Annotated in this window: 24 protein-coding genes and 2 pseudogenes; 15 read left to right on the top strand and 11 right to left on the bottom strand. The window is 70.5% G+C overall.

Annotated elements, in window-relative coordinates; translation table 11 throughout:
• The first annotated feature begins 226 nt into the window (after positions 1-226).
• A complete protein-coding gene (locus ACBJ59_RS21335; RefSeq protein WP_375111956.1) occupies positions 227-1,372 on the top strand; it encodes a response regulator in 1,146 nt (381 codons plus the stop codon).
• On the opposite strand, the gene ACBJ59_RS21340 is transcribed toward ACBJ59_RS21335, so the two are convergent.
• The gene (locus tag ACBJ59_RS21340) at positions 1,359-1,649 is read right to left on the bottom strand and encodes a hypothetical protein (protein ID WP_375111957.1); all 291 of its coding nucleotides are present in this window, start codon (positions 1,647-1,649) and stop codon (positions 1,359-1,361) included. The two genes, ACBJ59_RS21335 and ACBJ59_RS21340, sit on opposite strands and share 14 nt — an antisense overlap.
• 138 nt (positions 1,650-1,787) lie before the next feature.
• Between ACBJ59_RS21340 and ccmA the strand changes: the two genes are divergently transcribed.
• Together ccmA and ACBJ59_RS21350 are read left to right on the top strand one after the other, a co-directional pair.
• The gene (gene ccmA / locus ACBJ59_RS21345; protein WP_375111958.1) at positions 1,788-2,411 is read left to right on the top strand and encodes a heme ABC exporter ATP-binding protein CcmA; all 624 of its coding nucleotides are present in this window, start codon (positions 1,788-1,790) and stop codon (positions 2,409-2,411) included.
• A 208-nt stretch (positions 2,412-2,619) separates the two neighbouring features.
• Positions 2,620-4,164: a DUF6297 family protein gene (locus ACBJ59_RS21350; RefSeq protein ID WP_375111959.1), complete on the top strand. Its 1,545-nt coding sequence runs from the start codon at positions 2,620-2,622 to the stop codon at positions 4,162-4,164.
• A gap of 26 nt (positions 4,165-4,190) precedes the next feature.
• Here ACBJ59_RS21350 and ACBJ59_RS21355 read toward each other — a convergent pair whose 3' ends face one another.
• The gene (locus tag ACBJ59_RS21355) at positions 4,191-4,682 is read right to left on the bottom strand and encodes a GNAT family N-acetyltransferase (RefSeq protein ID WP_375111960.1); all 492 of its coding nucleotides are present in this window, start codon (positions 4,680-4,682) and stop codon (positions 4,191-4,193) included.
• A 58-nt stretch (positions 4,683-4,740) separates the two neighbouring features.
• Here ACBJ59_RS21355 and ACBJ59_RS21360 point away from each other — a divergent pair, with 58 nt between their 5' ends.
• Both ACBJ59_RS21360 and ACBJ59_RS21365 read left to right on the top strand, forming a co-directional pair.
• Positions 4,741-5,037 carry a hypothetical protein gene (locus ACBJ59_RS21360; protein ID WP_375111961.1) on the top strand — a complete coding sequence of 99 codons (297 nt, stop codon included), beginning with the start codon at positions 4,741-4,743 and terminating at the stop codon, positions 5,035-5,037.
• Positions 5,034-5,450, top strand: a complete 417-nt coding sequence (locus ACBJ59_RS21365) for an acyl-CoA thioesterase (RefSeq protein WP_364123411.1) — start codon at positions 5,034-5,036, stop codon at positions 5,448-5,450. Before ACBJ59_RS21360 ends, ACBJ59_RS21365 begins: the two co-directional genes overlap by 4 nt.
• Before the next feature lie 6 nt (positions 5,451-5,456).
• Here the strand turns inward: ACBJ59_RS21365 and lepA are convergent, their stop codons facing one another.
• Positions 5,457-7,289: a translation elongation factor 4 gene (gene lepA, locus ACBJ59_RS21370; RefSeq protein WP_375111962.1), complete on the bottom strand. Its 1,833-nt coding sequence runs from the start codon at positions 7,287-7,289 to the stop codon at positions 5,457-5,459.
• A 38-nt stretch (positions 7,290-7,327) separates the two neighbouring features.
• Entirely contained in the window at positions 7,328-7,603 is a 276-nt protein-coding gene (locus ACBJ59_RS21375) for a hypothetical protein (RefSeq protein WP_375111964.1), read from the bottom strand.
• 72 nt (positions 7,604-7,675) lie between these two features.
• Between ACBJ59_RS21375 and ACBJ59_RS21380 the strand changes: the two genes are divergently transcribed.
• The 6 genes from ACBJ59_RS21380 (at position 7,676) to ACBJ59_RS21405 (ending at position 16,182) form a co-directional block, all read left to right on the top strand.
• Positions 7,676-8,335: a hypothetical protein gene (locus tag ACBJ59_RS21380; RefSeq protein WP_375111965.1), complete on the top strand. Its 660-nt coding sequence runs from the start codon at positions 7,676-7,678 to the stop codon at positions 8,333-8,335.
• 107 nt (positions 8,336-8,442) lie between these two features.
• Positions 8,443-8,712 (top strand): 30S ribosomal protein S20, encoded by a 270-nt coding sequence (rpsT, locus tag ACBJ59_RS21385; RefSeq protein WP_375111967.1) that lies wholly within the window; start codon positions 8,443-8,445, stop codon positions 8,710-8,712.
• 190 nt (positions 8,713-8,902) lie between these two features.
• The gene (locus ACBJ59_RS21390; protein WP_375111968.1) at positions 8,903-11,968 is read left to right on the top strand and encodes an FtsX-like permease family protein; all 3,066 of its coding nucleotides are present in this window, start codon (positions 8,903-8,905) and stop codon (positions 11,966-11,968) included.
• Complete coding sequence (locus tag ACBJ59_RS21395; RefSeq protein WP_375111969.1) at positions 11,965-14,550, top strand: FtsX-like permease family protein; 2,586 nt, start codon at positions 11,965-11,967, stop codon at positions 14,548-14,550. The genes ACBJ59_RS21390 and ACBJ59_RS21395 overlap by 4 nt, the downstream gene beginning before the upstream one ends.
• Positions 14,547-15,497 (top strand): ABC transporter ATP-binding protein, encoded by a 951-nt coding sequence (locus tag ACBJ59_RS21400; RefSeq protein ID WP_375111970.1) that lies wholly within the window; start codon positions 14,547-14,549, stop codon positions 15,495-15,497. Before ACBJ59_RS21395 ends, ACBJ59_RS21400 begins: the two co-directional genes overlap by 4 nt.
• Positions 15,490-16,182, top strand: coding sequence for an ABC transporter ATP-binding protein (locus tag ACBJ59_RS21405; RefSeq protein ID WP_375111971.1), 693 nt, complete (start codon positions 15,490-15,492; stop codon positions 16,180-16,182). The genes ACBJ59_RS21400 and ACBJ59_RS21405 overlap by 8 nt, the downstream gene beginning before the upstream one ends.
• Positions 16,183-16,373: 191 nt before the next feature.
• Here ACBJ59_RS21405 and ACBJ59_RS21410 read toward each other — a convergent pair whose 3' ends face one another.
• On the bottom strand, positions 16,374-17,645 hold the full coding sequence (locus tag ACBJ59_RS21410; RefSeq protein WP_375111972.1) for an MFS transporter: 1,272 nt from the start codon (positions 17,643-17,645) through the stop codon (positions 16,374-16,376).
• Positions 17,646-17,713: 68 nt separating this feature from the next.
• On the opposite strand from ACBJ59_RS21410, the gene ACBJ59_RS21415 reads away from it, so the two are divergent.
• Positions 17,714-18,199 (top strand): MarR family winged helix-turn-helix transcriptional regulator, encoded by a 486-nt coding sequence (locus ACBJ59_RS21415; protein WP_375111973.1) that lies wholly within the window; start codon positions 17,714-17,716, stop codon positions 18,197-18,199.
• A 334-nt stretch (positions 18,200-18,533) separates the two neighbouring features.
• On the opposite strand, the pseudogene ACBJ59_RS21420 reads toward ACBJ59_RS21415, so the two are convergent.
• Positions 18,534-18,989 (bottom strand): annotated as a pseudogene (locus tag ACBJ59_RS21420) (transposase); the annotation flags it as partial.
• Positions 18,990-19,042: 53 nt separating this feature from the next.
• Between ACBJ59_RS21420 and ACBJ59_RS21425 the strand changes: the two are divergent.
• A complete protein-coding gene (locus ACBJ59_RS21425; protein WP_375111974.1) occupies positions 19,043-21,148 on the top strand; it encodes an ISAzo13 family transposase in 2,106 nt (701 codons plus the stop codon).
• Positions 21,149-21,163: 15 nt separating this feature from the next.
• Here ACBJ59_RS21425 and ACBJ59_RS21430 read toward each other — a convergent pair.
• The 5 genes and pseudogenes from ACBJ59_RS21430 to ACBJ59_RS21450 form a co-directional block, all read right to left on the bottom strand.
• Positions 21,164-21,940 (bottom strand): annotated as a pseudogene (locus ACBJ59_RS21430) (IS256 family transposase); the annotation flags it as partial.
• 142 nt (positions 21,941-22,082) lie between these two features.
• The gene (locus ACBJ59_RS21435) at positions 22,083-22,340 is read right to left on the bottom strand and encodes a hypothetical protein (protein ID WP_375111975.1); all 258 of its coding nucleotides are present in this window, start codon (positions 22,338-22,340) and stop codon (positions 22,083-22,085) included.
• A 9-nt stretch (positions 22,341-22,349) separates the two neighbouring features.
• Positions 22,350-22,637 carry a hypothetical protein gene (locus ACBJ59_RS21440; RefSeq protein ID WP_375111976.1) on the bottom strand — a complete coding sequence of 96 codons (288 nt, stop codon included), beginning with the start codon at positions 22,635-22,637 and terminating at the stop codon, positions 22,350-22,352.
• A gap of 260 nt (positions 22,638-22,897) precedes the next feature.
• Positions 22,898-24,052 (bottom strand): IS630 family transposase, encoded by a 1,155-nt coding sequence (locus ACBJ59_RS21445; RefSeq protein WP_375111977.1) that lies wholly within the window; start codon positions 24,050-24,052, stop codon positions 22,898-22,900.
• A gap of 15 nt (positions 24,053-24,067) precedes the next feature.
• The gene (locus ACBJ59_RS21450) at positions 24,068-24,451 is read right to left on the bottom strand and encodes a helix-turn-helix domain-containing protein (RefSeq protein ID WP_375111978.1); all 384 of its coding nucleotides are present in this window, start codon (positions 24,449-24,451) and stop codon (positions 24,068-24,070) included.
• Between ACBJ59_RS21450 and ACBJ59_RS21455 the strand changes: the two genes are divergently transcribed.
• Both ACBJ59_RS21455 and ACBJ59_RS21460 read left to right on the top strand, forming a co-directional pair.
• A complete protein-coding gene (locus tag ACBJ59_RS21455; protein WP_375111979.1) occupies positions 24,444-24,686 on the top strand; it encodes a hypothetical protein in 243 nt (80 codons plus the stop codon). The two genes, ACBJ59_RS21450 and ACBJ59_RS21455, sit on opposite strands and share 8 nt — an antisense overlap.
• Before the next feature lie 39 nt (positions 24,687-24,725).
• Positions 24,726-26,078, top strand: coding sequence for a serine/threonine-protein kinase (locus tag ACBJ59_RS21460; RefSeq protein WP_375111980.1), 1,353 nt, complete (start codon positions 24,726-24,728; stop codon positions 26,076-26,078).
• Positions 26,079-26,415: the final 337 nt, after the last annotated feature.

Genomic DNA, 26,415 nt, shown 5'->3' on the forward strand with positions numbered 1-26,415 from the left:
CACCCACCGCCCCGACCCACGGCTCACCCACCACCGTGGGGAGCCGCCCACCGGCTGTCCCAGCAGCCTGCCCACCGGCCAGCCGCCTGGCGGAGTGCTCACCGACTGTCCTAATGGGCTGCTCCCCGGCCGGCCTGACGGGCTACCCACCGGCCGGCCATCTCCCACCGCCGAGCTCCGGGAGCCGGCGGATGGCCGCTCCCCTCGAACCTCAGGAGGTGCCCGTATGACCAGGGTGGTCGTGGTCGACGACCAGGCCGTGGTGCGTGAGGGCCTGGTGCTGCTGCTCGGCCTGCTGCCGGGGATCGAGGTGGTCGGGTCGGCGGGCGACGGCGAGGCGGCGCTGCGGCTGGTCGGCGCGGAGCGGCCGGACGTGGTGCTCATGGACCTGCGCATGCCCCGCATGGACGGCGTGGAGGCCACCGGCCGCATCCGCACCGCGTACCCGGAGACCCAGGTCGTCGTGCTCACCACGTATTCGGATGACGATTCGGTCTTCGCCGCGCTACGGGCGGGCGCGCGGGGCTTCCTCACCAAGGACGCGGAGGCCGACGACATCGCCTCGGCCGTGGCCACGGTGATGCGCGGCGACGCCCAGCTCGACCCCACGGTGCAACGCCGCCTCCTCGACACGATGTCCCCACCCCCGACCACGCCACCCCCGCCGACCCAGGCCACCCCGCCCCAAGCGCCTGCCCCTCGATCGCCAGTCCCCGCCGCAAGCGACCCAGAAGCCATCGAGACAGGGTCCGGAACGGCAGCGAGCAGCCCCGCGCCTGCGCCCACACGCGGATCCGACACCGCGGCCGGACGCGAGACCGGGGCCACAGCCGGACGCGGGTACGGGGCCACAGCCGGGCAGGAGTCGATGGACGCGGACGGAAGCGGGCCAGGGGACGCAGCCGAGCGCGGATCCGGACCCGCAGCCGGGCGGGTGTCCGGGCCCTCAGCCGGGCGGGTGTCCGGGGCTGTGGGCGGACGCGGGTACAGGGGCGGAGCCGGAGCCGGGCAGGGGTCGACGGTCGTGGACGGGCGCGGATCAGGGAGCGCAGCCGAGCGGGAGTCCACGAGCGCGGACGGACGTCGGTCCGGGGTCGCGGGTGGGCGGGAGTCCGGGGTCGCAGGCGGGCGTGGTGGGCGGGGGGCGGCGGCGTGGGGTGGTGGGGCGCCCGACGGGCTTACGCCGCGCGAGAGCGAGGTGCTGGCTCTCATCGCCGAGGGCCTGTCGAACGCCGAGATCGCCTCCCGCCTCTACATCACCGAAGCCACCGTCAAGACCCACATCAACAACCTCTTCGCCAAGGCCCACCTTCGCGACCGGGCCCAGGCCGTCACCTACGCCTACCGGCACGGCCTGGTCAACCCCGGTTGAGCTGGGACTCCTCGTCGAAGCCGGCCAGCTGTAACAACGTCTCCAACGCCGCCTGCCTGGTCTCCTCGATCGAGCCTCCTCGCTCGCCGAAGCACTCGGCCGCCACGTCGAGCAGCGCCGTCACCACGACCGCGTCGGGATAGGGCACGTCGACGAGGACCGTGCCGTCCTCGCCCTCCTCACCCTCCCCCAGGTGGAGTTTCAGCAGCCGCCGAGTCTCCTCGGCCACAGCCACCCCCAGCACCGCGGCACGCTCGAATCGCTCAGAAGCAATCACGTCACCCTCCAGTCGCACAGGTGTTCGGAACAGAAGGTAGACGGTGGCACCGACAGAATCCCTTGCGCAGCCGGGCTTCCCGGGCCCGCCGCCGCGGACGCGTACGCGATCAAGCTTGTGGCTGGATACGCTCGAACGGTGTACGACTCGATCATTCGCATTGACGACCTCACGGTCGAACTCGGGGGCAATCCCGTACTCAAGGGCATGGAGCTGACCGTGTCGCCGGGCGAGATCGTGGCCGTGGTCGGCCCGAACGGATCCGGCAAGTCCACGCTGCTGCGCTGCCTGGCCGGGCTCCAGCCCGCCACCTCCGGCGAGGTACGCGTGTTCGGGCGGCCGCCGGCCGACGACGCCGGCTTCTGGGGCCGGGTCGCGCTGCTGGGTGACGAGCCGGCCTGGTATCCGGGGCTCACCGCGCGCGAGCACCTGGAGTTGATGGGGGCCGTACACACCAGGGCCCGGATGACGGTGGACGCGGCGCTGGAGGAGTTCGCGCTGGTGGAGCGGGCCGACGCGCCGCCGCTGAACCTGTCCACCGGCCAGCGCCAGCGCCTGTCCCTGGCCTCCGCGCTGCTCAGGCCGAGCACGCTGCTGCTCCTCGACGAGCCGGAGCGCGGCCTGGACGCCGGGTTCCGCGCCCGCCTGGCCGACCTGCTCGACGAGTACGCCGCTGAGGGCGGCACCGTCGTCATGGCCACGCACGACGAGGGCCTGGCCACCCGCGCCCGCCGGGTCTCGCCGTCCGGGGTGCCCGCATGACCGGTCCCGGCCGGTTCCGCCGGGTCACGTGGTCGAGAGGTTTCCGCATGACCGGCCGGGACCGGTTCCGTGGGATCTCGGGGCCGGGAAGGGCCCGCACGACCAGCCGGTACGCGTTCCGTGGGATCTCCGGCCCGGTGAGCGTGCCCCGCCGCGTCTCGGCCTGGGAGGCCGCCGTATGAGCGAGTCGGCCGGCAGCGTAAGGGCCGTGCGGGCTTACCTGCGTTCCAAGGGACGTGCCCCCGCCGGCCTGCTCGACCGCTACGTCACCGCGTTCTGCCTGGCCATGTTCGTGGCCGTGGGGGGCCGGCCCCTGTCCGGGGTGTTCACCGGGCTGGCCGGGACGGTCGATCCCGCCCGCATGGGTGCGGGGGTGGCGCTGCTGGCGCTGGCCGTCGCCGGTTTCCTGGCGGTCGCCCGCTCGGCGGGGCCCGTGCTGCTGCCCGCCCCCGACGCTTCCTGGCTGCTGATGTCCCCGCTGGATCGGCGGCTGCTGCTCGCCCGGCCGGCACGGATGTTGTTCACGGTCGCCGTGGCGGTGGGTGTGCTGCTCGGGGTGGGGATGCTGGCGGTGCTGGGCGCGCCCGACCACCTGGTGTGGCGGGTCCTGGGCGCGCTGGCCCTCGGCGTGTCCGCGAGCGTGGGCGGGATGGCGCTGGCCGTGCTCGGGCAGGTCTCCCAGCCGTGGCAGCTCTGGCTGACCGGTGCGACGGCGGCACTGCTGGTGCTGGCCGTGGTGGCGGTCAGCGGGCAGCTGCGTACGGTGCCGGCGGTCGCCGCGAGCGCGCCCCTGACGGCCCTGGCCGCCGCCGTGGCCGCTGCCGCCGTGGCCGCCGGCCTGCTCGTACGGCAGGCGTCGGCCTCGCTCGGCCGGATCCCCACCCGTACCCTCGTGACCGCCTCGACCCGGGCCGGACACGTGGCGAGCGCGACCGTGTCCCTCGATCCCGGCGCGCTGACCTGGATCGCCGAGGACAACCACTGGCGGGCCAGGAAGCTGGGCTCCCGGCGCTGGCCGCCGATGCCGGCGCCGTTCGCGCTGGCCTGGCACGACTGGCGCCGCCTGGGCCGCAGGCCCGGCCGGCTGGCGGCCATCGCCGCGACCGCCGCGCTGCCCTTGGTCCTGGCCCAGGCGGGCGCCTCCCCGGCGGTGCTCGGCGTGGCCGTGCTGGCGGGCGGGCTGGCCGTGGCGACGACGAGCACGTCCGGGGCGCGCCGGGACGCGGACAACCCGGCCCTGGCCCGGCTCATCGGGGTGGGCCACCGCCCGGCGCTGGCGGCCCGGGCGGTGCTGCCGACGCTGCTCAGCGCGACGTGGGCGGCCATGGCACTGGCGGGCCTGGCCATGGCCCACGACCCGTCCTCGGGAGCGGCCCTGGCCCACGTCCCGGCCGTCGTCCACGACCTGTCAGGGACGGCCCTGGCCGACGACGCGGCAGCCGGCTTTCCCATGGCGTGGTGGTTGTTCGGGCCGCTGGCCGCGCCCGCGCTGGCCGCCGGTGCCCTGCGGATGGCCAGGCGTGCCCCGGTCGACCATTCGATGCCGGTCATCGACACCCCGGGCGGCTCCATCCCGACCGGGCCGGTCTTCTGGGCGGCCACCGGGCCGGACCTGGCCCTGCTCGGATGCCTCCCGACCGCCATGGCGCTGGCCTCCCAGCCCGCCTCCCCAGGGCCGTTCCTGGCGGCGCAGGCAGCGGTGAGCGCGGTGGTGCTGGTGGGTTACCTGTGGCGGGCGGGCAGGCCGAGGTAAGGGAGGCGAGGGAGGGTGACGGGAGCTCAGGCCACGTACACGTCGCTCGGCACCCCGCCGTACGGGATCGTACGATCCCTCCGCATCCCGGCCCGCTCGGCCACCCTGCGCGACGGCTCGTTGATGTCCCGGATCACCGCCACGACCGTCCCCAGCTCCCTGCCGATCCGGAGGGCGGCCTGGACCAGCTCCACCGCGTACCCGTGCCCCCATGCCGAGGGCCGGAATCGGTAGTACAGGTTCAGCACCTCGTCCCCGTCCACGATCGCGCGCCGCAGCCCGCCGAAGCCGAGCACGCGCGGCTGCCCCAGAGGCCGTGCGGCCCAGTAGCCGATCCCCCGCTCGGTCCAGTCGTCGATCCACAGTTCGAGCATGGCGCGGCTCGACTCCAGGTCGGTCACGGGGCCGCTGGGATGGTACACGCTCGTGCGCGGGTCGGAATGAATCTCGTGCACCGCGTCCAAGTCGTCGGCCGTGACCCGAGATAGGACCATTCGCGCCGTCTGCACCACTTCCATGCTTTCAGGGTAGTCGCTACGATCGGAAGGCAATCGCTACCGATCGATGGGCGATGAGATGGACGTCCCAAAGATTCAGTCCTCGTTGCGCCTCATCGCGCGCGGGCTGGAAGAGCTGGCCGCCGCGCTGGGCGACGAGCAGGAGGCGGGCGAGGACGAGCGGACGGCGCGGGTCATCCAGGACTGGGGGCGGCGCGGCCTCACCCAGAAGGAGGCGTCGGCGCTGTTCCAGCGGCACGGGTTCGCCCCGCAGACGACGGGCGGATGGGCCCGCGGCGAGTGGGTGGAGATCGGCGACGACGGCCTGCGCTACCTCACCGCCAAATCGCACACCTGGCTGGAGGAACGGACATGACCTTCTCGGTACGCATCGCCGTACGCGGCTACGAGCTCGACACGCAGGGCCACGTCAACAGCGCCGTCTACCACCAGTACGGCGACCACGCCCGCTGGGAGTGCCTGCGCGCGGCCGGCATCGACGTCGACGACCTGCGCGGCACCGGCCTCGGCCCCGTCACCCTGGAGAACACCATCCGCTACCACCGCGAGCTGCGCGGCGGCGACGAGGTGGAGGTGACGTGCGCGTTCGAGTGGGGCGAGGGGAAGACGTATCGGGTCCGGCAGGAGTTCAGGAGGCCGGACGGCGAGCTGGCCGCCGAGCTGACGGGCGTCGGCGGCCTGATGGACCTCGACGCCCGCCGCCTGGTCGACGACCCGAAGGGCCGCTGGCGCTCGCTCGCGCGGACGCCGGCGGTCCTCAACCTGTAGCGGCGGCTACTTCTTGGCCTTGTCGACGGCGCCGGAGTCGGTGGACAGCGCGGCGACGAAGGCCTCCTGCGGCACCTCGACCCGGCCGACCATCTTCATCCGCTTCTTGCCTTCCTTCTGCTTCTCCAGCAGCTTGCGCTTACGGGAGATGTCGCCGCCGTAGCACTTGGCCAGCACGTCCTTGCGGATGGCCCGGATGTTCTCGCGGGCGATGACCCGGGCGCCGATGGCGGCCTGGATCGGCACCTCGAACTGCTGCCTCGGGATCAGCTCGCGCAGCTTCTTCGCCATGTCGACGCCGTAGCCGTAGGCCTTGTCCTTGTGCACGATGGCGCTGAAGGCGTCGACCGGCTCGCCCTGCAGCAGGATGTCGACCTTCACCAGCTCGGCCTCCTGCTCGCCGGCCGGCTCGTAGTCGAGCGAGGCGTACCCCCGCGTGCGCGACTTGAGCTGGTCGAAGAAGTCGAAGATGATCTCGCCGAGCGGCAGCGTGTAGCGGATCTCGACGCGGTCCTCCGACAGGTAGTCCATGCCGAGGAGCTGGCCGCGCCGCCCCTGGCAGATCTCCATGATCGCGCCGATGAACTCGGCCGGCGCCAGGATCGTGGACTTGGTGACCGGCTCGAAGACCTGCGCGATCTTGCCCCCCGTGGGGAACTCCGACGGGTTGGTGACCGTGAGCTCCTTGCCGTCCTCCATGACCACGCGGTAGACCACGTTGGGGGCCGTGGAGATCAGCGACAGCCCGAACTCGCGCTCCAGCCGCTCGCGCACGATCTCCATGTGCAGCAGCCCGAGGAAGCCGACCCGGAACCCGAACCCGAGCGCCGCCGAGGTCTCCGGCTCGTAGACCAGCGCGGCGTCGTTGAGCTGGAGCTTGTCGAGCGCCTCGCGCAGCTCGGGATATTCGTCGCCGTCGATCGGATAGAGGCCGGAGAACACCATCGGCTTCGGGTGCTCGTAGCCGGCCAGCATGTCCGTGGCGGGCTTGACCGACGAGGTGACGGTGTCACCGACCCGCGACTGCCGCACGTCCTTCACGCCGGTGATCAGGTAGCCCACCTCGCCCACGCCCAGGCCCAGCGCGGCCGGCTTGGGCTCCGGGGAGATGACGCCGATCTCCAGCGTCTCGTGGGTGGCGTTGGTGGACATCATCAGGATGCGCTCGCGCTTGCCCAGGTGGCCGTCGATGACCCGGACGTACGTCACCACGCCGCGGTAGGTGTCGTAGACGGAGTCGAAGATCAGTGCCCGGGCGGCCTTGTCGGCGTTCCCGACCGGCGCGGGCACGGTCGCGACCACGTGGTCGAGCAGCTCGCGCACGCCCTCGCCGGTCTTGCCCGACACCTTGAGCACGTCGGAGGGGTCGCAGCCGATCAGGCCCGCCAGCTCCTCGGCGAACTTCTCCGGCTGCGCCGCCGGCAGGTCGATCTTGTTGAGGACGGGGATGATGTGCAGGTCGGCGTTCATGGCGAGGTAGAGGTTGGCCAGGGTCTGCGCCTCGATGCCCTGGGCCGCGTCGACCAGCAGGATCGCGCCCTCGCACGCCTGCAGCGACCGGGACACCTCGTAGGTGAAGTCGACGTGCCCGGGAGTGTCGATCATGTTGAGCACGTGGCCGTCCCACGGCAGCCGCACGGCCTGCGACTTGATCGTGATGCCCCGCTCGCGCTCGATGTCCATCCTGTCGAGATATTGGGCACGCATGGAACGGTCGTCGACCACGCCGGTGATCTGCAGCATCCGGTCGGCAAGGGTCGACTTGCCATGGTCGATGTGCGCGATGATGCAGAAGTTGCGGATCAACGCGGGGTCGGTCTGGCCAGGCTGAGTGCGCACCGAAGTCCGTTTCGACAGGGTTGAGGTCAAGCAGTCTTTCATGGTGACATGCCCGGGTGATTGCCCGAACCGTCATTCGCCGCGGCCTGCGCCTGCTCGCGCTTGCCTTGGTCATCGTGGTCGCGCTGGTCGGCCTCCTCGCCGCGGCGCTCCGCCTCCAGTTTACCGGTGCCCCGGCAGCCTGGGCGAAGAGCACCGGTAACGACGCCCTCTGGCTGGGCCACGCCTGGGTTGACGGCCGCCGCACGGAGCGCGACGTCGAGCAGCTGGCGGTACGCCTCCGCGCCACGGGCGTCAAGGATGTGTACGTCCATTCGGGCCCTTTTGAGTGGGACGGCCGCTTAGATCCCGCCAAATATCCCAACGCCGGAAATTTCATCCAATGGATGCGTAAGCAGCTCCCCGCCATCCGCGTCTCCGCCTGGCTCGGCCAGGCCGTCAAGAACGGCCTCGACCTGGATGACCCCAGATCCCGCGAGAACGTCCTGGCCGGCGTGGCCGCCATCATGAAGCAGGGCTACGACGGCATCCACTACAACTTCGAGCCCATCGGCGACGGCGACACCGAGTTCCTCGACCTCCTCGACCGGACCAGGCAGCACACGAAGCTCCTGTCGACCTCGGTCCCGCAGATCGAGCCGTACGCCGGCATGCGCCTCACCGCCCGGACCCTCCTCGGCCACGACAAGTACTGGTCCGAGGGCTACTTCGGCCAGGTCGTGGACCTCGTGGACCAGGTCGCGATCATGACGTACGACTCCTACACCCCCACGCAGTCCCTCTACGGCGGCTACGTGGCCCGCCAGGCGAGCCTCGCCCTCGACCTTGTCCCCGCCTCCAAGGCGCTGTACATCGGCGCACCCGCCTACCACGACCACGGCGTACCCTGGCTCGACAACGCCGAGAGCGTGGCGATGGCGGCGGAGGGCGCCCGGCTGGCCCTGACCGGCCACGGCAGCCGGCGCGAGCTCTTCGGCCTCGCCCTCTACGTGGACTTCGCGGCCACGGAAGAGGATTGGCACGAGTACATGACACTATGGCGTTGATTTGAGCAGCCGCCTGAGTTATTGGTACCCTGGGTAACTGCGTGTGGCGCGCCCTCTCTCGAGCCCGCGCGCCCCATCCATCACCAGACTTTCACCGAGGCTTCTTCGTGGCGAACATCAAGTCCCAGATCAAGCGCAACAAGCAGAACGAGAAGGCTCGCCTGCGCAACAAGGCGGTCAAGTCCTCTCTGAAGACGGCCGTCCGGAAGTTCCGCGAGGCCGCCGAGCAGGGCAACGCCGAGCAGGCCGTGGCGCTGCAGCGGGTTGCCGCCCGTCAGCTCGACAAGGCCGTGAGCAAGGGCGTCATCCACAAGAACCAGGCCGCCAACCGCAAGTCCGCGATCGCCAAGCAGGCCGCGGCGCTGGCCGCCAAGTAGGCCGAGCCCAGCAACCCGGCGACAGATAACGCCGCACTCCCACGGGGGTGCGGCGTTTTTGGGTTTTGCGGCTCTTTTGTCACGGTTTCGATATCACACCGCCGTATCGGGTGCGTCACCGTTACAAAGATCGCCTTGCCCCTCGCCCAAGATGTGCTCGAAGGTGCACTAAACGGGCGAAGGGGGACACATGCGGGGGCCGTTGGTCGTCAAGAGGGCGTTCAGCGAACCGCTGCTCCTCCTGGCCGCGTTCGGCTCGATCCTGCTGGCCACCACCACGCTGGTGGCGCTGACCATGTATGCCTCCTCGATCGCCGACGCCGGTGTGCGCAGGACGATGGAGACGGCCTCGTACCGGCAGACCGCGGCCACCATCAGCGCGCCCGTGACGGCGGAGACCTTCCCGAAGTTCGACCAGGCCGTACGCGCCGAGCTCGGCCGGGCCTACACCGAGCCGCCCGCCGTCACGACCAGCTTCCGCTCCGACTCCTACACCATGCCCGGCCAGGAGAGCCGCGAGCTGCCCGAACTGCTCAGGTTCGGCAGCTACGACGGGCTCGACCGGCATGCCCGGCTGGTCGCCGGCGCCTGGCCGAAGCCGGGTGAGGAGCCGGGTGAGGAGCCGGTCGAGGCGGCGATCTCGCTGTCGGCGGCCTCGGCGACCGGGTTCGAGGTGGGGCAGGAGTTCACCACGCGGGGCCGGCTCGACCCCCGCCCGGTCAGGGTCCGCGTGGTCGGCGTCTTCCAGCTCAACGACCCGTTCGGCGAGCGCTGGGCCGGCGAGCAGCTGCTCAGCCGGGGGGTCGAGCGCGGCGAGTTCACCACGTACGGGCCGCTCATGGTGGCGCGCGAGACGTTCGTCGCGCGCTTCGCGACCAGCGTCAACGCGACCTGGACCGCCGTGCCCGACCTGCGCGCCCTCACGCCCGAGCAGCTGCGGCCGCTGGCCGGGGCGATCGCCGGGATCGGGGAGCGGTTGCAGGCGGGCGGCTGCCCGAGCTGCGTGGCCGCCGGCCACCTGCCCGAGATGCTCACCCAGCTCGACACCGCCTCGCTGGTGGCACGCTCGACCATGCTGATCCCGGTGCTGCAGCTCCTGCTGCTGGCCGCGTACGCGCTGATGCTCACCGCGCGGCTGCTGGCCGACCACCGGCGGATGGAGGTGGCGCTGCTGCGCTCCCGTGGCGCGGGCACGGTGCGGCTGGCGGCGCTGGCGGGCGGGGAGGCGCTGCTCGTGGCGCTCCCGTGCGCGATCGTGGCGCCGTTCCTGGGGCCGCCGCTGCTCGCGCTGGTCAACCTGCTGCCGTGGATCAGGTCCTCCGGGGTGCGGCTGGCGCCCGAGGCGGACGTGGGCACGTACCTCGTGTCGTTCGGGGTGGCGCTGGCCGCCGCCGTGCTGCTGGTGCTGCCGGCGCTGGCGGGCGCGCGGCGTACGTACGTGGAGGAGCAGTCGGCGCGCGGGCGCGGCGGCGGCCGGGGGTTGATCGAGCGGGCGGGCGCCGACCTGGCGCTGCTGGTCGTGGCCGGGCTGGCCATCTGGCAGCTCCAGCGCTACGGCGCGCCCGTGACCGCGACGGCGGCGGGCGGGCTGGGCATCGACCCGCTCATCATCTCCGGGCCCGCTTTGGCCCTGCTCACCGGCGGCATGCTGGGGCTGCGGCTGGTGCCGCGCATCTCGAGGCTGGCCGAGCGGCTGACCTCCGGCCGGCCCACGCTCGCGCCCGCGCTCGGGGCGTGGCAGGTGAGCCGGCGGCCGCTCAAGTACGCCGGGCCGGCGCTGCTGCTCACCATGGCGATCGCGATCGGCATCGTGTCCCTGGCCACCGCGGCCACCTGGCGTTCCTCGCAGCTCGACCAGGCCCGCCACCAGGCCGGCGCCGACCTGCGGCTGTCGGGGCCGCCGGACGGGCCGGAGCTGGGGGCGCTCGGGCGCGGCACGGCGTTCACCGCCCTGCCCGGCGTCACCGCCGCCTCCCCCGGATTCCGCGGGCAGACCGAGGTCAGCGGCGAGAGCGCGCTGCTGCTCGCGCTCGACGCGGCCAAGCTGGGGGAGCTGTTCCACCTGCGTCCCGACCTGTCGGCGCAGCCGGTCGGGGAGCTGGCCAGAGCGCTGGCAGGCGACCAGGCGGGCAGGCTGGACCTGCCGGGACGGCCGGCCACGCTGACCCTGCGCGCCGAGGCGAGCGCGGAGATGTCGCTGCGGCTGGTGGTGTCCGACGCGCTCGGTGTCTGGCGCGACGTGTCGCTCGGCGTGCTCAAGCGGGGCGAGAACCGGGTCGAGGTGGACCTGCGCGCGCTGGCCGGGCGGAGCGGCACGATCACGTACCCGCTGTCGCTGCGCGGCCTGGTCGCGGGCGCGCCGGAGGGCACCGCGAACCTGGAGGTGACCGGTCTGAGCGCCGACGGCCAGGACGTGGCGGTGCCCGCCCTCACGATGAGCGTGACCCGCTCGACGGCGGCCCCCTTCGTCCGGGGCCCCGAGCCGGGGCCGATGCCCGTGGTGCTGACCGCCGACCTGGCCGCCTCGCTCAAGCTGGGCGTCGGGCAGGTCGGGCGGGCCAGCATCGACCGCAGGGTGCTGCCGGTCAAGGTGGTCGGGGTGGTGGACACGATGCCGACCACCGCGGCCGGCCAGAAGGCCGTGCTCGCCGACTGGGGGACGATGCAGGCGTACGAGCTGGCCGCCGCGCAACCGCCCAGGCCGGCCACGGAGTGGTGGCTGGCGGCAGGGAACGCCTCGACCGCCGCCGCGGCACTCAAGGACCACCCCGAATGGGACGTCACCGCGCTCGACCAGCAGCAGCTGGCCGCCACGCTGCGGGACGACCCGCTGGCCAGCGGGCTGCAGGGAGCGCTGATGCTGGGGTTCCTGGCGGCGCTGGTGTTCGCGGTGCTCGGATTCCTGGTCAACGCGGCCGTCGCGGCGCGGGAGCGGATGGCCGAGTTCGCGATCCTGCGGGCGCTCGGGGTCAGCTCCAGGCAGGTGTTCGGGATGCTGGCCATGGAGCAGGCGTTCGTCATCGGGCTGTCGCTGGCGGCGGGCACCGGGCTGGCCGTGGTCGTCGGCGTGCTGGTGGTGCCGCACATCGTGCTGACCGGCCAGGCCGCCGCCGTCACGCCGGACGTGGTGCTGGACATTCCGTGGGCGGTCACCGGCGCGATGCTGGCGCTGGTGGCCGGGGTGCTGTTCGCGATCGTCGCCGGGCTGGCACGCAACCTGCGCAGGCAAGGGCTCGGCCTTCGGGAGGAACAGTGAGGACCTGGCTGCTCGCCCGGGTGCACCTGGGCACGGTGGCCGTGCTCTTCGTGCTGACGTTGAGCGCCTGCCTGCTGGTCGCGGGCCTGCCCAGGGCCACGCAGGCGTCGTACGACGAGGCGCTGCGCCGCTCGCTGACCGCCGCCCCCGCCATGCAGGCCGACCTGACCGTGGCCGTGGCGTCCGGCTCGCGCGAGGAGGACCTGCGCGAACGCGGCCAGTTCGACTCCCGCGAGCGCCTCTGGCGCGAGATCCTGCCCCCGGACCTGCGCCCGCTGACACGGGCCACCGGCCACATGAGCGCCAAGACCACGCTCACGCCGATCGCCGGCACCAGCGGCGGGGCCTTCATCAACCTGGGCTGGCTCTCCGACGCCGACCGGCGCGTGGACTGGGTCCGGGGACGGGCGCCCGGCGCGCCCGCCACGATGCGCCACGAGGGCGAGACGATCCCCGTCTTCGAGGTCGGGATCGTCGAGGAGGCCCTGGGCGAGATGGACCTGCGGCTGGGCCAGACGACGATCGTCGGCGAGAACGACTACGCCGCGGTGAAGATCGTCGGGGTCTTCCGGGCCAAGGACCCCGGCGACCGCTACTGGTCTCACAACGCCGACGTCCTGCACGTCATCGAGCAGCAGCCACCCGGCGGCCAGGACCATGTGAAGCACATCACCACGCTGATGTCCGACGCCGGGCTGACCGAGCTCAGCGGCGAGGGCCGCCACCTGACCTATCGCTGGGTCCTGCCCCTCGACGGGAAGGCGGCCGGCGCGCTGGCCGCGCCCGCCCTCCAGGCGGCGGTGACCGAGTTCGACCGGGTCGTGGCGCTGCAGTCCGCGGGCTCCGCCAGCCGGTACCACGTCGAGACCGGGCTGCCCGAGCTGCTCCACGACTTCCTGGCCGAGCTGTTCACCGCCCAGACCGTGATGTACCTGGTGCTCGGCGGGCTGCTGGCGGTGGCGCTCGGCGTGATCGTGCTGGCCGTGCAGCTCCTGGCCGACAAGCTGGACCACACGCTGTCGCTGACGCGGGCGCGCGGCGGGTCGCTGCGGCAGGTGGCGGGCACGGCGGCGGCGCTGACCGGGCTGGCCGTGGCGCCGGGGGCGCTGGCCGGGTACGCGCTGTCGTACCTCGTGCCCGGGCCCGTGCTGCCGATCGTGCACGCCGGGCCGGTGATCGTGGTGGTCGTCGCCGTCGGGTTCGCCGCCGTGCGGCCGGCCCTCGTCCACCGCCGGCCGCTGCACGAGCGGCGCGACGACGTGGCCGCCGCCCGGCCCTCCGCCCGGCGGGTCACGCTGGAGGTGCTGGTCGTGGTGCTCGCGCTGGCGGGGGCGTACCTGCTGCGGGCCCGGGGGCTGAGCACCTCGGCGGGGCAGGATCCGTTCCTGCTGGTGGTGCCGATCGCCTTGACGGTCGCGGCGGCGCTGATCACGTTGCGCTGCTACCCGTACCCGCTGCGGCTGCTCGTCCGGCTGACCTCGCGCGGCCGGGCGGCCGTGCCGTTCCTGGGGCTGACCAGGGCGGCCAGGGCGCGCTCCGCCAGCGTGCTGCCGGTGCTGATCCTGCTGCCCGCGCTGGGCGTGTCGGTGTTCGCGGCGGTCGTGTCCGACGGGATCGCGGGCACGCAGCGGCTGGCGTCCTGGCAGCAGGTGGGGGCGCCGATCAGGATCACCTCGGAGGTCGAGATCCCGCCCGCCGCGATCGAGCGGATCCGCGGGCTCGCCGGGGTGCAGCAGGTGGTGCTCGCGCAGACGGGCCGGGTGCAAGTCGGGTACGGCGCGGAGCGGGCGGAGGCCATCGCCGTGGACGTGGCCCAGTGGCGCCGGATCCTGGGTGACGCCCCCGTCGGCCTGCCCGCGCTGTCCGACGGCGGCGCGCTCGTCTCGCCCGAGCTGCGGGGGCGGGGCACGCTGGAGATCGGCTGGCAGTCCCGGCTCAAGCTGGCCACGCGCGGGCTGATCGAGTCGGTGCCCGGCTTCTACGCCAAGGGCAAGTTCATGGTCGTGCCCCCGAGCGTGCAACTCCGTCTCGCCCCGAACACCCTGCTGATCGAGGGGGACGCCTCGCTCGCCGCGCTGGAGCGGCTGGTCCCGTCGGCCACCGTCACCTCCCAGGAGGCGGCCCTGCGGGCCATCCAGGACGATCCGCTGACCAGCACGGTCCGGTGGACGCTGGCCGTGGTGACGGGGGCGCTGGCGGCGTACGCGCTGATCGCCGTGGTGCTGTCGCTGGTCATCGGGGCCGCCGAGCGGGCCAGGGCGGTGTCGTTCCTGCGTACGCTGGGCCTGTCGGAGCGGCAGGCGCAACGGCTGACCGTGCTGGAGATCCTGCCCATGATCCTCGTCACCGCGCTGGTCGGGCTCGGCCTGGGCCTCGGCCTGCCGGCCGCGCTCGGGCCCGGCGTGGACCTGTCGTCGTACGCCGGTGACCTGCCGGTCGGCGACTACTCGCTCGACCTGTTCCTGCCGAGCGCGCTGGCGGCCGGGCTGGCCGCCGTGGCCGTGCTCGGTGCGTACGCGCACACCGCCATCAGCCGCCGCAGCAGCCTCGGCGCCGTCCTTCGAGTGGGGGACCTCACATGAACCCGACCCTGTCAGAGCTGGAAGCCAAGGCCACGCGGAAGAAGGCCGCGTTCGGCGGTGACGCGCACATCGTGTGCGACAACCTCGTACGCATCTACAAGACCGAAGGAGTCGAGGTCGTCGCCCTGCAGGGGCTGGACCTGGTGATCGACGAGGGCGAGCTGGTGGCCATCGTCGGGGCGTCGGGGTCGGGCAAGTCGACGCTGCTCAACGTGCTGTCCGGGCTGGACGTTCCGACTGCGGGCGTGGCCCGGGTGGCGGGCATGGACCTGCTGTCGATGAGCGCGCGCGACCGGCTGCGGTACCGGCGGTCGGTGGTGGGCTTCGTCTGGCAGCAGACGGCCAGGAACCTGCTGCCGTACCTGACGGGCCGGGAGAACGTCGAGTTGCCGATGAAGCTGGCGGGCGGCGGTCGTTCGTCCGGGACCGGCACCGCGAGGCAGCGACGGGAACGGGCCGACCAGCTGCTGGAGCTGCTCGGCGTCGCCTCCTGCGCCGGCCGCAAGCCTCCCGAGATGTCCGGCGGCGAGCAGCAGCGCGTGGCCATCGCCGTCGCCCTCGCCAACTCGCCGCAGCTCATCCTGGCCGACGAACCCACCGGCGAGCTGGACAGCGAGACGTCGGAGCAGGTGTTCGACGCGCTGCGCAAGGCCAACAGGGAGCTGGGGGTGACCGTGGTCATCGTGACGCACGACCCGCTGGTGTCGGAGCAGGTGGACCGAACGGTGGGCATCCGCGACGGGCGTACCAGCAGCGAGACGCTGCGGCGCGAGGACGCGGAGGGGCAGATCATCGCCGAGGAGTACGCCGTGCTCGACCGGGTGGGGCGGCTGCAGCTGCCCCGCGACTTCATGAACGCCCTCGAGATGGAGCGCCGGGTGCGCCTCGAGCTCGAATCCGACCACATCGGCGTGTGGCCCGCCCGAGAGGAGCCCTCAAGTGACTGATTCGCCCCTGGTCGTGGTGGAAGGGCTGCGCAAGGTCTACCGGACCGGGCCCAAGGAGGTCGTGGCGCTGCGGGACGTGTCGTTCTCGGTGTTCCCCGGGGAACTGGTGGCGGTCCGGGGGCGGTCGGGGTCGGGGAAGACGACCCTGCTCAACCAGATCGGCGGCCTGGACAAATCGGACGCCGGGCGGGTCGTGGTGGACGGGCACGAGGTCACGGCCATGTCCGAGGACGAGCTGCTGGCGCTGCGCCGGGACGTGGTGGGGTTCGTGTTCCAGTCGTTCGGGCTGATCCCCGTGCTGTCGGCGGCGGAGAACGTGGGGGTGCCGATGCGGCTGCTGCGGATGCCGGTGGAGGAGCGGGAGGCCCGCGTACGGATGCTGCTGGCCCTCGTGGGGCTGGAACAGCACGTCAACCAGCGGCCGTACGAGCTGTCCGGGGGGCAGCGGCAGCGGGTGGCCATCGCCCGGTCCCTGGCCAACCGGCCCCGGTTGCTGGTGGCGGACGAGCCCACGGGGCAGCTGGATTCGCAGACGGGGCGGCAGATCATGGAGTTGCTGCGGGCGCTCGTACGGAGTGAGGGGGTCACGGCGCTGGTGGCGACGCACGACCCGAGCCTGATGACGCTGGCGGATCGGGTGCTGGAGATCAGCGACGGCGTGGTACGCGAGGCCGCCCGCACCTGACCCGCCCGCACTCGTTGGGCCCGCTTTACTCCCCCCGCACCCCACCCGGGCCCGGCGCCTCCACCTCCCCCACTACGGCACCCCGAGCCCTTACCCCTCCCCACTACGGCACGGCGACCCGCACCCCAACCCCTCCCGCTCCCGCAATGTCCACCCGGCCCCCTGTCTCCCACTCCCGAGGCGTGTCGTCCTCAATCCCTCAGGCTCGGCACCGGTGATCGCGGTCCGGCCGTCGCCGGCGGCCTCGACCAGGCGATCGCGGCCAGGTTGGCGGCCGCGACCAGCACCCCACCCACCAGCGCCATCGCCGCCACCCCGGTCACCCCGGCCAGCGGCGCCGCCACCGCCAGCCCGAGCGGCCGCGCCGCGAACGAGATGAGCTGATCGAACGACCGCACCCGCCCCAGAGCACCTTCCGGGATCTCCTCGGCCACCACCGTCTCCCACAGCGGGCTGAGCACCCCCAGCCCGAACATCGCCACGAAATACGCTCCGGCCAGCACCACGACAGGCGACGGCCCGGCCAGAGCCATCATGGGCAGCAGATAGCACGCGGCACCGACCTGCACCACGACCAGCGGCCGCCGGATCGGCAACCGGGGAGCGGCGAACACCCCCAGAACCATCCCCACGGTCCCGCTCTGCACGATCGCCATCCAGCTCGCCTCGCCCCCCAGCCCCTGCACGGCGGTCACCGGCCCGAGCGTCAGGAACAACCCGGCCATGAAGTGCCACACCCCGTGCCCGAGCACACAGGCCAGGAACCAGGGCCGTACCCTGACCTCCCGCCACCCGTCGGCGAGGTCCCGCCCGAACGCCGAAACCGCCCGTCCCCTGACAGGCCCTCGCAGACCCGCGACAGCCTTACCCCCTCGCGCCTGGCGATGGCCCGCAGCCCGCTCCGCGCGGGCCGCTCCTGCCGTACGGATCCCTCCAAGGGTCACCGCCGAGCACGCGAACAGCACCGCCGTCACCCCCGCCGCCCAGCCGGGCCCGGCGGTGACGGTGATCGTACCGGCGATCGCGGGGGCGGCCACGGACGACAGGCTCGTCACCACGCCGATGCGCGCGTTCATCCGCAACCTGTCCGGACCGGGCACCACCGCCACCACCAGCCGCGGAACGGCCGGGCTCCCGAACGCGATGGCCACCCCCGCCAGAGCCGACAACAACGCCAGGTCGAGCAGGCGATTCAGCCCCAGGAGCAGTTCAACGGCGATGGCGGCCTGCGACACGCACCGGGTCAGGTCCGCGAGCAGCACGACCCGCTCGGGCCTGAACCGATCGGCCAGCACACCACCAACAGGCAGGAGCAGCAGCATCGGAACCAGCTCACTCGCCAGCACGATCCCGACCGCCCCACCGTCGCCGGTGGCCCGTAACACCGCCAGGGTCAGGGTCGTCGGGATGAGCGCCGTGGCCAGAGCCGACAGGCATCGTCCAATCAGAAGCCGGTACGTCATGCCTCGAGACAATATTTCGCCAGCTAATGTTTCGTCAACGAAATACTCGCTGGCATATGATCCCGGCCATGGACGACTCCGTCGATCGCCACCTGGCCCGCTGGCGCGGCAAGGCGCCCTTCGACGAGCGGGTGGAGGCGATCGTGACCCGCCTGCAGTTCCTGGTGAAGCACGTGGCCCACACCAAGGAGGCAGCGCTGGCGGAGGTGGGGATGCAGGACTTCGAGTTCGAGACGCTGCACCGCCTGGTGGCGCGCGGCGGATCCGCCACACCGTCCGAACTCGCCGCGGACCTGCTGCTCTCGCCGGCCGGGATGACGGGCCGGCTGGACACGCTGGAGCGGTCAGAACTGGTGCGGCGGGTGCGCAGCACGGAAGACCGGCGCCGGGTTGACATCGAACTCACCCCGAAGGGTCACGACCTTTGGACGGACGCGATGACGATCCGCGCCGAGGCGGAGGCCTCCGTCGTCAACGCCCTGCCCCCCGAAGACCAGGCCCTCCTGGACAGCCTCCTCAAACGGCTGCTCCTCCACGCGGAAACCCCCAGCTGACCTCCCCCGCGCCAAGCCTGCCAACCCCCTACCGCCACACAACACCCCACCCGCACACCCACCCAACCTTGACCCCAACACCCGCCCAACCTCGACCCGACGACCCGCTCCAACCTCGACCCGGCACCCGCCCAACCCCGGCCCGATACCGCTCCAACCTCAACCCCACACTCGCCCGACCTCGACCCGATACCCGCTGCCCAACGCCTGCCCACGCACCAACCAACTTGAGAGCCGACACTCGCCCAACCCCCGGCTCGACATCGGCCCAACCATCCCCCAGCTAAGTGGTCGGGAGTGTCAACTTAACGGCTGATCTTGGGTGTTGAAGTGTTCAGAGGTTGGCCGGGGTGAGGCGGCCTTCGAAGGCGATCTGGAAGGCGTTCAAGGGTGCCTTCCAGCGCATGGTCCATCGCTTGCGGCCCTTGCCCGTGGGATCCAGGCTCATCAGCGCCATGAATACACACTTCAGGGCCGCGCTCTCGTTCGGGAAGTGGCCGCGGGCGCGGACTGCCTTACGGATGCGGGCGTTGACGCTCTCGATGGCGTTGGTGGAGCAGATGACCTGGCGGATCTCGACGTCGAAGGCCAGGAAGGGCACGAACTCCGCCCAGCTGGTCTCCCACAGCCGCACGACGGCCGGGTATTTGCGCCCCCAGAGCTCGGAGAACTCGTAGAACCGCTCCAGCGCCGCTTCCTCGGTCGGGGCGGTGTAGACGGGCTTGAGCGCACGTGCGATCTTGTCCCAGTCCTGGCGGGCGGCGTACCGGAAGGAGTTGCGCAGCAGGTGTGGTTGTAATGAAACAACACGGTGCTTCTCGGTTTCCGGTTCGATGGCGTGGTATGGCCATCCCAGGCGAGGTCCGCGATCAGCTCGCGGCGCGGTTCGCGGTGTTGCTGCCGCATTTGAACGAGCGTCAACGGCGTCTGGCGTTAGCGACCGAGGCCCGACTGCTGGGTCATGGGGGTGTTCGGTTAGTCGCGCAGGTGACCGGGGTCAGCGAGACCACTGTCCGCAAGGGCGTGTTCGAGCTCGAGTCCGGGATTGATCCGCTGCCCGATGGGCGGATTCGGCGCGTGGGAGGTGGCAGGCTGCGGGCCGAGGCTGTTGATCCCCTTCTGCTTCCAGCGTTGATGGGGCTGGTCGAGCCGGACGAGCGCGGGGATCCCGAATCACCGCTGCGATGGACGACGAAATCGCTCCGGCATCTGGCCGCGGAGTTGTCCCGGCAGGGGCATCGGGTTGCCGCACCGACTGTGAGCCGGCTGTTGAAGGCGAACGGGTTCAGCCTGCAAGGCACCGCCAAAACCCTGGAAGGCGATCAGCATCCTGATCGGGACGCGCAGTTCCGATACATCAACGTGCAGGTCAAGGAGCATCAGGCGGCGGGCGAGCCGGTGATCAGCGTGGATGCGAAGAAGAAGGAGCAGCTGGGACTGCTGTCGATGGGCGGGCGGGAATGGCGGCCTCACGGCGAGCCGGTGCAGGTCGAGGACCACAGCTTCTGGGCCGGCCCGAACGTCGAGACGGTGGTGCCCTATGGGATCTACGACATGACTGCCAACACGGGCTGGGTGAACGTCGGAGTCGACCACGACACCGCGGCTTTCGCGGTCGCCTCGATCCGCCGCTGGTGGCAGGCGCGTGGCCAAGCCGACTATCCAAGCGCGTCTCGGCTGCTGATCACCGCGGATGCGGGCGGTTCGAACAGCTACCGCTACCGGCTCTGGAAAGCCGAATTGGCCGCGTTCGCCGCCGAGACCGGACTGATGGTCATGGTCTGCCATTTCCCGCCGGGCACCTCGAAATGGAACAAGATCGAGCACCGGTTGTTCTCGCATATCACGATGAACTGGCGGGGACGGCCGTTGACCAGCCATCAAGTCGTCCTCAACACGATCGCGGCGACCACGACCTCGGCCGGGCTGAGGGTCGAGGCCGCTTTGGATCCCGATTCCTATCCGACCGGGGTCTCGGTCAGCCGCGACCAGCTCCAGGCTCTGCCCATCACCGCCCATTGCGAACGCGGCGCCTGGAACTACAGCATTGCCCCGAAAGGCGGGCAGGCCGTCCCGCTGCGTGCCGACCAGCGAGCCGCGGCCCGAGCACAGACCATGCAATTGCTCGCCAACCCTCGCCTGACCGGCATGAACAGCGACGAACTCGACGCGCTACGCGCCCGGCTCGCCCCGGCCCAGGAGGCCCGGGCCGAGCAACGCCGTTTCGTACTGCGCGGCGGCCGCCGGGTCGCCACCACCGACCGCAGCCGAGCACTGCTCTCCAGCTCAGACGAGATCCTGATCACCGTCATCTATCTGCGGCAGGTCTGCCCGCAGAAAGTGCTGTGTGACCTGCTCGGGATCAACCCCGTCACGATCGGCCAGGCGATCAAAGCCACCCGGCAACTCCTGGACGAACAGAAGATCAGCATCACCCCGGCCGTCGTCCGCTACTTCACCCGAGCAGACGACCTACGCGCCTGGAACACCGGCACCGACCCGGCCTCGCACGTTCCGGCAAGCCCGACCCGTCATGCATTGACCGACCCGAACCTGACCGGCATGAGCCGAAAGGCGCTGGACGCCATGCTCGAGAAACTGATCGTGCCCTACGCCGCCGCGATCGAACAGCGCCGCCACCGCAAACGCGGAGGCAACCGCCGCCCCGGCACCCGAGGCGGAGTGTTCCGGCAAAAGATCACTGACGGCGATCGGATCCTCGCCACGATCCTCTACCAGCGCCGCGTCTGCACCCTCGACACCCTCGCCGAACTGTTCAACATCAGCCGCAGCACCCTGTGGAACGCGATCAACGACGTCCTGCCCATCCTCAACAACCACGGCACCGCCATCACCCCCGCCGACCACCGCTACGCCTCGGCCGCCGACCTCCTCGCCTCGACCGACACACCACACGAGCATCCCGACCCAGGAAAACCAGCATGTTGATTCTTGGCGGCCACGGTGGATCACGCAGGTCTGGACGATGGTGCGCGGCCAGACCGCCTCCACCGCCTGCGGCAGGCCCTTGAGCCCGTCGCAGACCAGCATGAGAACATCGTCCACGCCGCGGTTCTTCAACTCGGTCAGCACCGCCAGCCAGTGCTTGGCGCCCTCGCCGCCGTCGCCGGCCCAGATGCCGAGGATGTCGCGGTGGCCTTCGACGGTGACGGCCATGACCAGGTAGATGGGCCGGTTGGCGACGTGACCGTCCCTGATTTTGACGTTGATCGCGTCCACGAACAGGACTGGGTACACGCGATCGAGCGGCCGGTTCTGCCATTCGGCCATGCCGTCCATGACCTTGTCGGTGATGGTGGAGATGGTCTGCTTGGAGACCTGGGCGCCATACACCTCGGCCAGATGCGCGCAGATCTCGCCGTGCGTGAGGCCCTTGGCCGACAGCGACAAGACCATCTCATCCACTCCGGACAGCCGGCGCTGCCGCTTGCGCACCAGCTGGGGTTCGAAGGTGCCGGCCACATCGCGTGGGACCCGCACCTCCACCGGGCCGACGTCGGTCACCACGGTCTTGGTGCGGCTGCCGTTGCGGCTGTTGCCGCTGTTCTTCCCGGCCGGGTCGTGCCGGTCGTAGCCGAGGTGATCGGTGATCTCGCCTTCCAGCGCCGATTCCAGTACCCGCTTGGTCAGCTGCTGCAGCAGGCCGCCCTCGCCGGTCAGCTGCAGACCCTCGCTGCGGGCTCGACCCACCAGCATCGAGATCAGCTGCTCGTCCGTCATCGAGCGGTCCGGGTCGGCAGGCACTTCGTTCATGGACAGCGACTCCACGGCAGTCTCGGACATCAAGTGTGTCTCCCTTGATCATCAGATCCGCCGTTAGTTTTACAGTCCCAAGTGGTCGTCTCCGTAAATCCTTCGGGGGTTACGCGGCTGCGTCGAGTACGGCAGGTTGATGGTCGCAGTCATCGTGCTGCTGGGAGTTGCGTTCCTTCTGTTCGTGTCGCTCGATCCGGGCCAGTAGGTCCGCGAGGTCGGCCGGGGTGAACTTCCATCTGAAGGGCCGGGCGGTCTCGTTGTAACGACGCTCGAAGGCGATGAGCCGGTCTTCGACCTGGTCAAGGCCGGTGAAGTCGTTGGGTGAGACAACCTTGCGCTGCACGATGGAGAAGAAGATCTCCACTTGGTTCACCTACGAGGCGTGCACGGGGGTGTGCACCATGACCGCGTTGGGGAAGCGTTCGGTCAGCCGGTCGGCGGCGGTCTTGCCGCGGTGGGAGGAGCCGTTGTCGACGATCCAGAACACTCGCTTGGCCGAGGCGTAAGGCTCTTGGGTCATGATCTGCTCGGCCAGATCCATGAACGGGACGATGCCGGTCTTGGGCGAGCAACGGCCGAACACGTGGGCGCGGTGGACGTCATAGGCGGCCAGGTAGGCCAGAGCGCCGCCGCGGTCGTAGTCGTGGTTGATGCGCATCATTCGCGAGCTGCCGGGTGGCAGGGTGGGGTGGCAGCGGCAGCGGGCCTGGATGGAGGTCTTCTCATCGGCGCTGAGGACGTACTCGTCGTCGCCGAGCGGCGTCCCACCGGCGCGCGTATAAGTCGAGCACGCGGGTGGCCTTGGCGGCGAAGGCCGGGTCTCGGATGAAGATCCACGATTGGTGCTGCCAGGGTTTGAGCGTGTCCTCGGCCAGGATCCGGCGCACGGTGGAGGCCGAGATCGTTGCTGCTAGTGGTCCGTCACGCAACCTTGGCCGGGTAACTGGTCCAGCTTCGGATGGGTGAGCTGGCGGCGAAGCTGGTCTTCGGTTTCGCACGGGCGTTGCGCCAGCGGACGTAGCCGCCGATCGCCGCGTTCTGCTCATCGTGGGTGCGGTGATCGGTGCCGTTGAGGGCGTAGTAGCGCAGCGCGGCGAACTCGGACTCGATCCAGTTCAGCCACGAGCCGTAGGTGGGCAGGAACACCAGCTCGACGTCGTGCTCGGCGGCCCAGGCGCGGACCTGCGGATGCTTGTGCGGCGAGTAGTTATCCATGATCATATACAGCTTCTCGCCGGGCCACCGCTGACGCAGGGTCTTCAGGAAGGACAAGAACTCGCGCCACCGCTTGCGCTTGCGGATGCGGTAGTACAGCTTGCCGGTAGCCAGATCGAGTGCGGCGATCATGTGCATCACGCCGTGGTAGCGGTGGTAGGTGGCCCGCAGCCGGGCCGGGCTTCCGGCCGGCCGCCACCGTTTGCCCTTGCGGGGCATCAGGTTCAACGGGCCGAACTCATCCACGCAGATGACCCGCCCGTCGGCGGGCGGGTCATCGTATAACTCCAGCACCCGGCGCATCTTGGCGATGAAGTGAGGGTCGTTGGACGCCTTCCAGGTCGTGGTGGTCTGCCAGCTGACCCCGCCCTTGCGCAGGATCCGCCGCAGGTGCTCGCGACTGACCGCGACCACCACACCGCGGGCGATGAGGTGTTCGGCCAGGGTGCGCAGACTCCAGGTGGAGTGGCCGGTGATACCCCACTCGGCGGGGACCGTCCGGGCGATCAGGCAGATGTGCTCACGCGTCTGCTCACTGATCGCCGCGGGCCGGCCCCCGCTCCATTTTGGGTCCAGCGCGTCGAACCCCCGCTCGTTGAAGGCGTGGATGACATCGCGCACGTAATCGTCGCTGACCTGCATCAACGAGGTGATGTCCGGGACGCTCTGGCCCTGACCTGACATCATCACCACGATCGCCCGGCGCAGCTTGACCGGGTCCTTGGCGGTCCGGGTGATGCGCTGGATCTTCCGGCCTTCCTCCATCGTCAAGGGCCGGACGAACACATCCGGTGGACGAGCCACGACTACCTCCCAGGTTGCAGAGGCAGCCAGCCTGACGGCTTCACCGTCCGAGATCAATTACCGGGTCAACGTTCAGGGACGGGCCACTAGTCTGCGGGTGACGGCCTCGCGCGCCAGTTCGGGGCAGCTCCAGCGCGACAGCGGCGCGCCGGTCTCGGCCGGCAGCTGGCAGGCCAATGCCTTGACCTCGGCGCGCTGAAGAGTGCTGAAGGTGGGTGGCAGGCCGGAGCGGGGCCGATCGGTCAGGCTCTTGATGCCCTCCTGGCTGCGGTAGCGTCCCCGCCATAACCGTACGGTGTCCACCGTCACCCCACGACGCTGGGCGATCTGGTTGTTGGAGTAGCCGTGCGCGGCATCCAGCACGATCCGGACCCGGACCACGAGCTGGTAGGCAGCGGTGTGGGAGTAGGCGATCTTCTTGAGCCGCCGCCGTTCGGAGGCGGACAGCGTGATCAAGCGAGCGCGACAGCGGGGCACCGAGGTCTTTCTCTGGTCGATCTTGGGCGAGTGGCCCGCCGACATTGCCCGGCGCGTGCCGGTGTGTGCACGCCCGACACGTCTGCACGCCAAGGAGCGCTGGCCGCAACTGGTCACGGTCCACGTTCGCTACCACGGCCAGTTCGCCTACGTTGAAGGCGAGTTCGCCGAGAAGCAAAAGGGGCATGCACCGATGACGGCGGCTGTACCCTGATCAACTGTTTGTGCCAAGCACGATGGCAGGAGACGGGGCATGACTTCGAGGCTGGCCGGTGACGTGGTCGGCGGGCGCTACCAGCTTGCCGCCGAACTGGGGTCCGGTGGCTTCGGGCGAGTCTGGCGGGCCCGCGACGAGACCCTCGACGTGGACGTTGCGATCAAGGAACTGCAGCTGCCGACGGGGATGCCGGAAACCGAACGAGCCGAGCGGCTGGCGCGCGCCACGCGCGAGGCCCGCAATGCCGCCCGGTTACGCAAGCATGACGGCATCGTCGCGATCCACGACGTCGTCATCGACGACGGCCTTCCTTGGATCGTCATGGAACTAGTCGATGGCTGCTCGCTGAGCGAGCACATGCAGAAGCACGGACCGCTTCCGATGGGCAGGGCCATCGAAGTGGCCGCGGCGCTGCTGACGGCGATCGGCGCAGCACACCGGGAAGGTGTCGTGCACCGCGACATCAAACCCGCCAACGTCATGCTCGCCGAGAACGGGAAGGTCCTGCTCACCGACTTCGGGACCGCGATCCACACTACTGACACCGCACTGACCGCCACCGGGATGCTCATCGGCTCGGCCGAGTACACAGCGCCCGAGCGGCTGCGCGGCGCCGACGGCCTCCCCGCCGGGGATCTGTTCTCCCTCGGCGTGACCCTTTACCAGGCCGTCGAGGGCGTCTCACCGTTCCGCCGCGATACCCAGGAAGCGACGTTGGCCGCAGTACTACTGGAGGAGGCCCCGGCGCCGCGGCGAACCGGGCCGCTCACGCAGCTCATCACCCGGCTACTGGACAAGGACCCGGGCCGCAGGCCGACGGCGGACGAAGCACTGGCCATGGCAGGGAGTATTGCAGGTGAGCAGCCGGCAACCACAGTCCACGTGCGGCGCGACACCAAGATCCTGCCGACCCGGTCGAAGAAGTGGTCGCCCGTAGGTGTTGCCGCGTTGGTGTTCACGTTGGCGATGGCGGTCATGACGGCGCTCGGTATCGCCGGACTCCCTGATGCCGGCGGAACGTGGGAGTACTTCGAGCGCTACGGGGACAACGCCGTGCTCAGCGTCACCGTAATGATCGCAGCCGTTGCCGATGTCGTTGTCGTCGGCTTGCTGTGCGCCAGCCTCGCGCGGTTCCTGCCGGCGGACGTCGGCAAGGCCGTCACCGCTGTCGTCGGTGTCGCCGGGCTCGTCTTCGGCTGTGGCGCGACCGCTTTCGCCTTCCATGGTGCCGGCGAGATCTTCCGGAACACGATGGAACTCCCCGGGCGGAAGTCCGCGACAGTGTCACTGGCCATGATCAGCATCGTCGTGCTCGTCGCCGTCGGGTCGGCCTGGAGCTCACAGCGCGCAGATCGACGCAAAACGATCAGAAATCGAACACGATCATGACCGCCCGCATGACCCCATCAGCGTCGGATGCCGGGCTGATCCGGCCGAGCGACCCCGACCGCTACGAGGCCACCCCCTGGTTCACCGGCACCCCATAAGACGCCCTGGACCTGGTCTGCGACCTCTACGTCGCCACCATCGACACCTGACTCTGAAGCACGATCAGTCTCAGTCCGTCAACCCCCGAGAGACTTCCGGGCGGCACCACTAAGCTTGCGATTTAAGCAGGTCCGGGCATCGGTGCAGGTGCGTCCAGATCGCGCCCGATGTTGTGGCATATCACCATGTAACGGGATGTACCGGAATGTGACTGCCGCGCTACGGCGTGTCGTGTCAG

Origin of the sequence: Nonomuraea sp. MTCD27 (genome assembly GCF_041950495.1) — a bacterium.
Taxonomy (GTDB): domain Bacteria; phylum Actinomycetota; class Actinomycetes; order Streptosporangiales; family Streptosporangiaceae; genus Nonomuraea.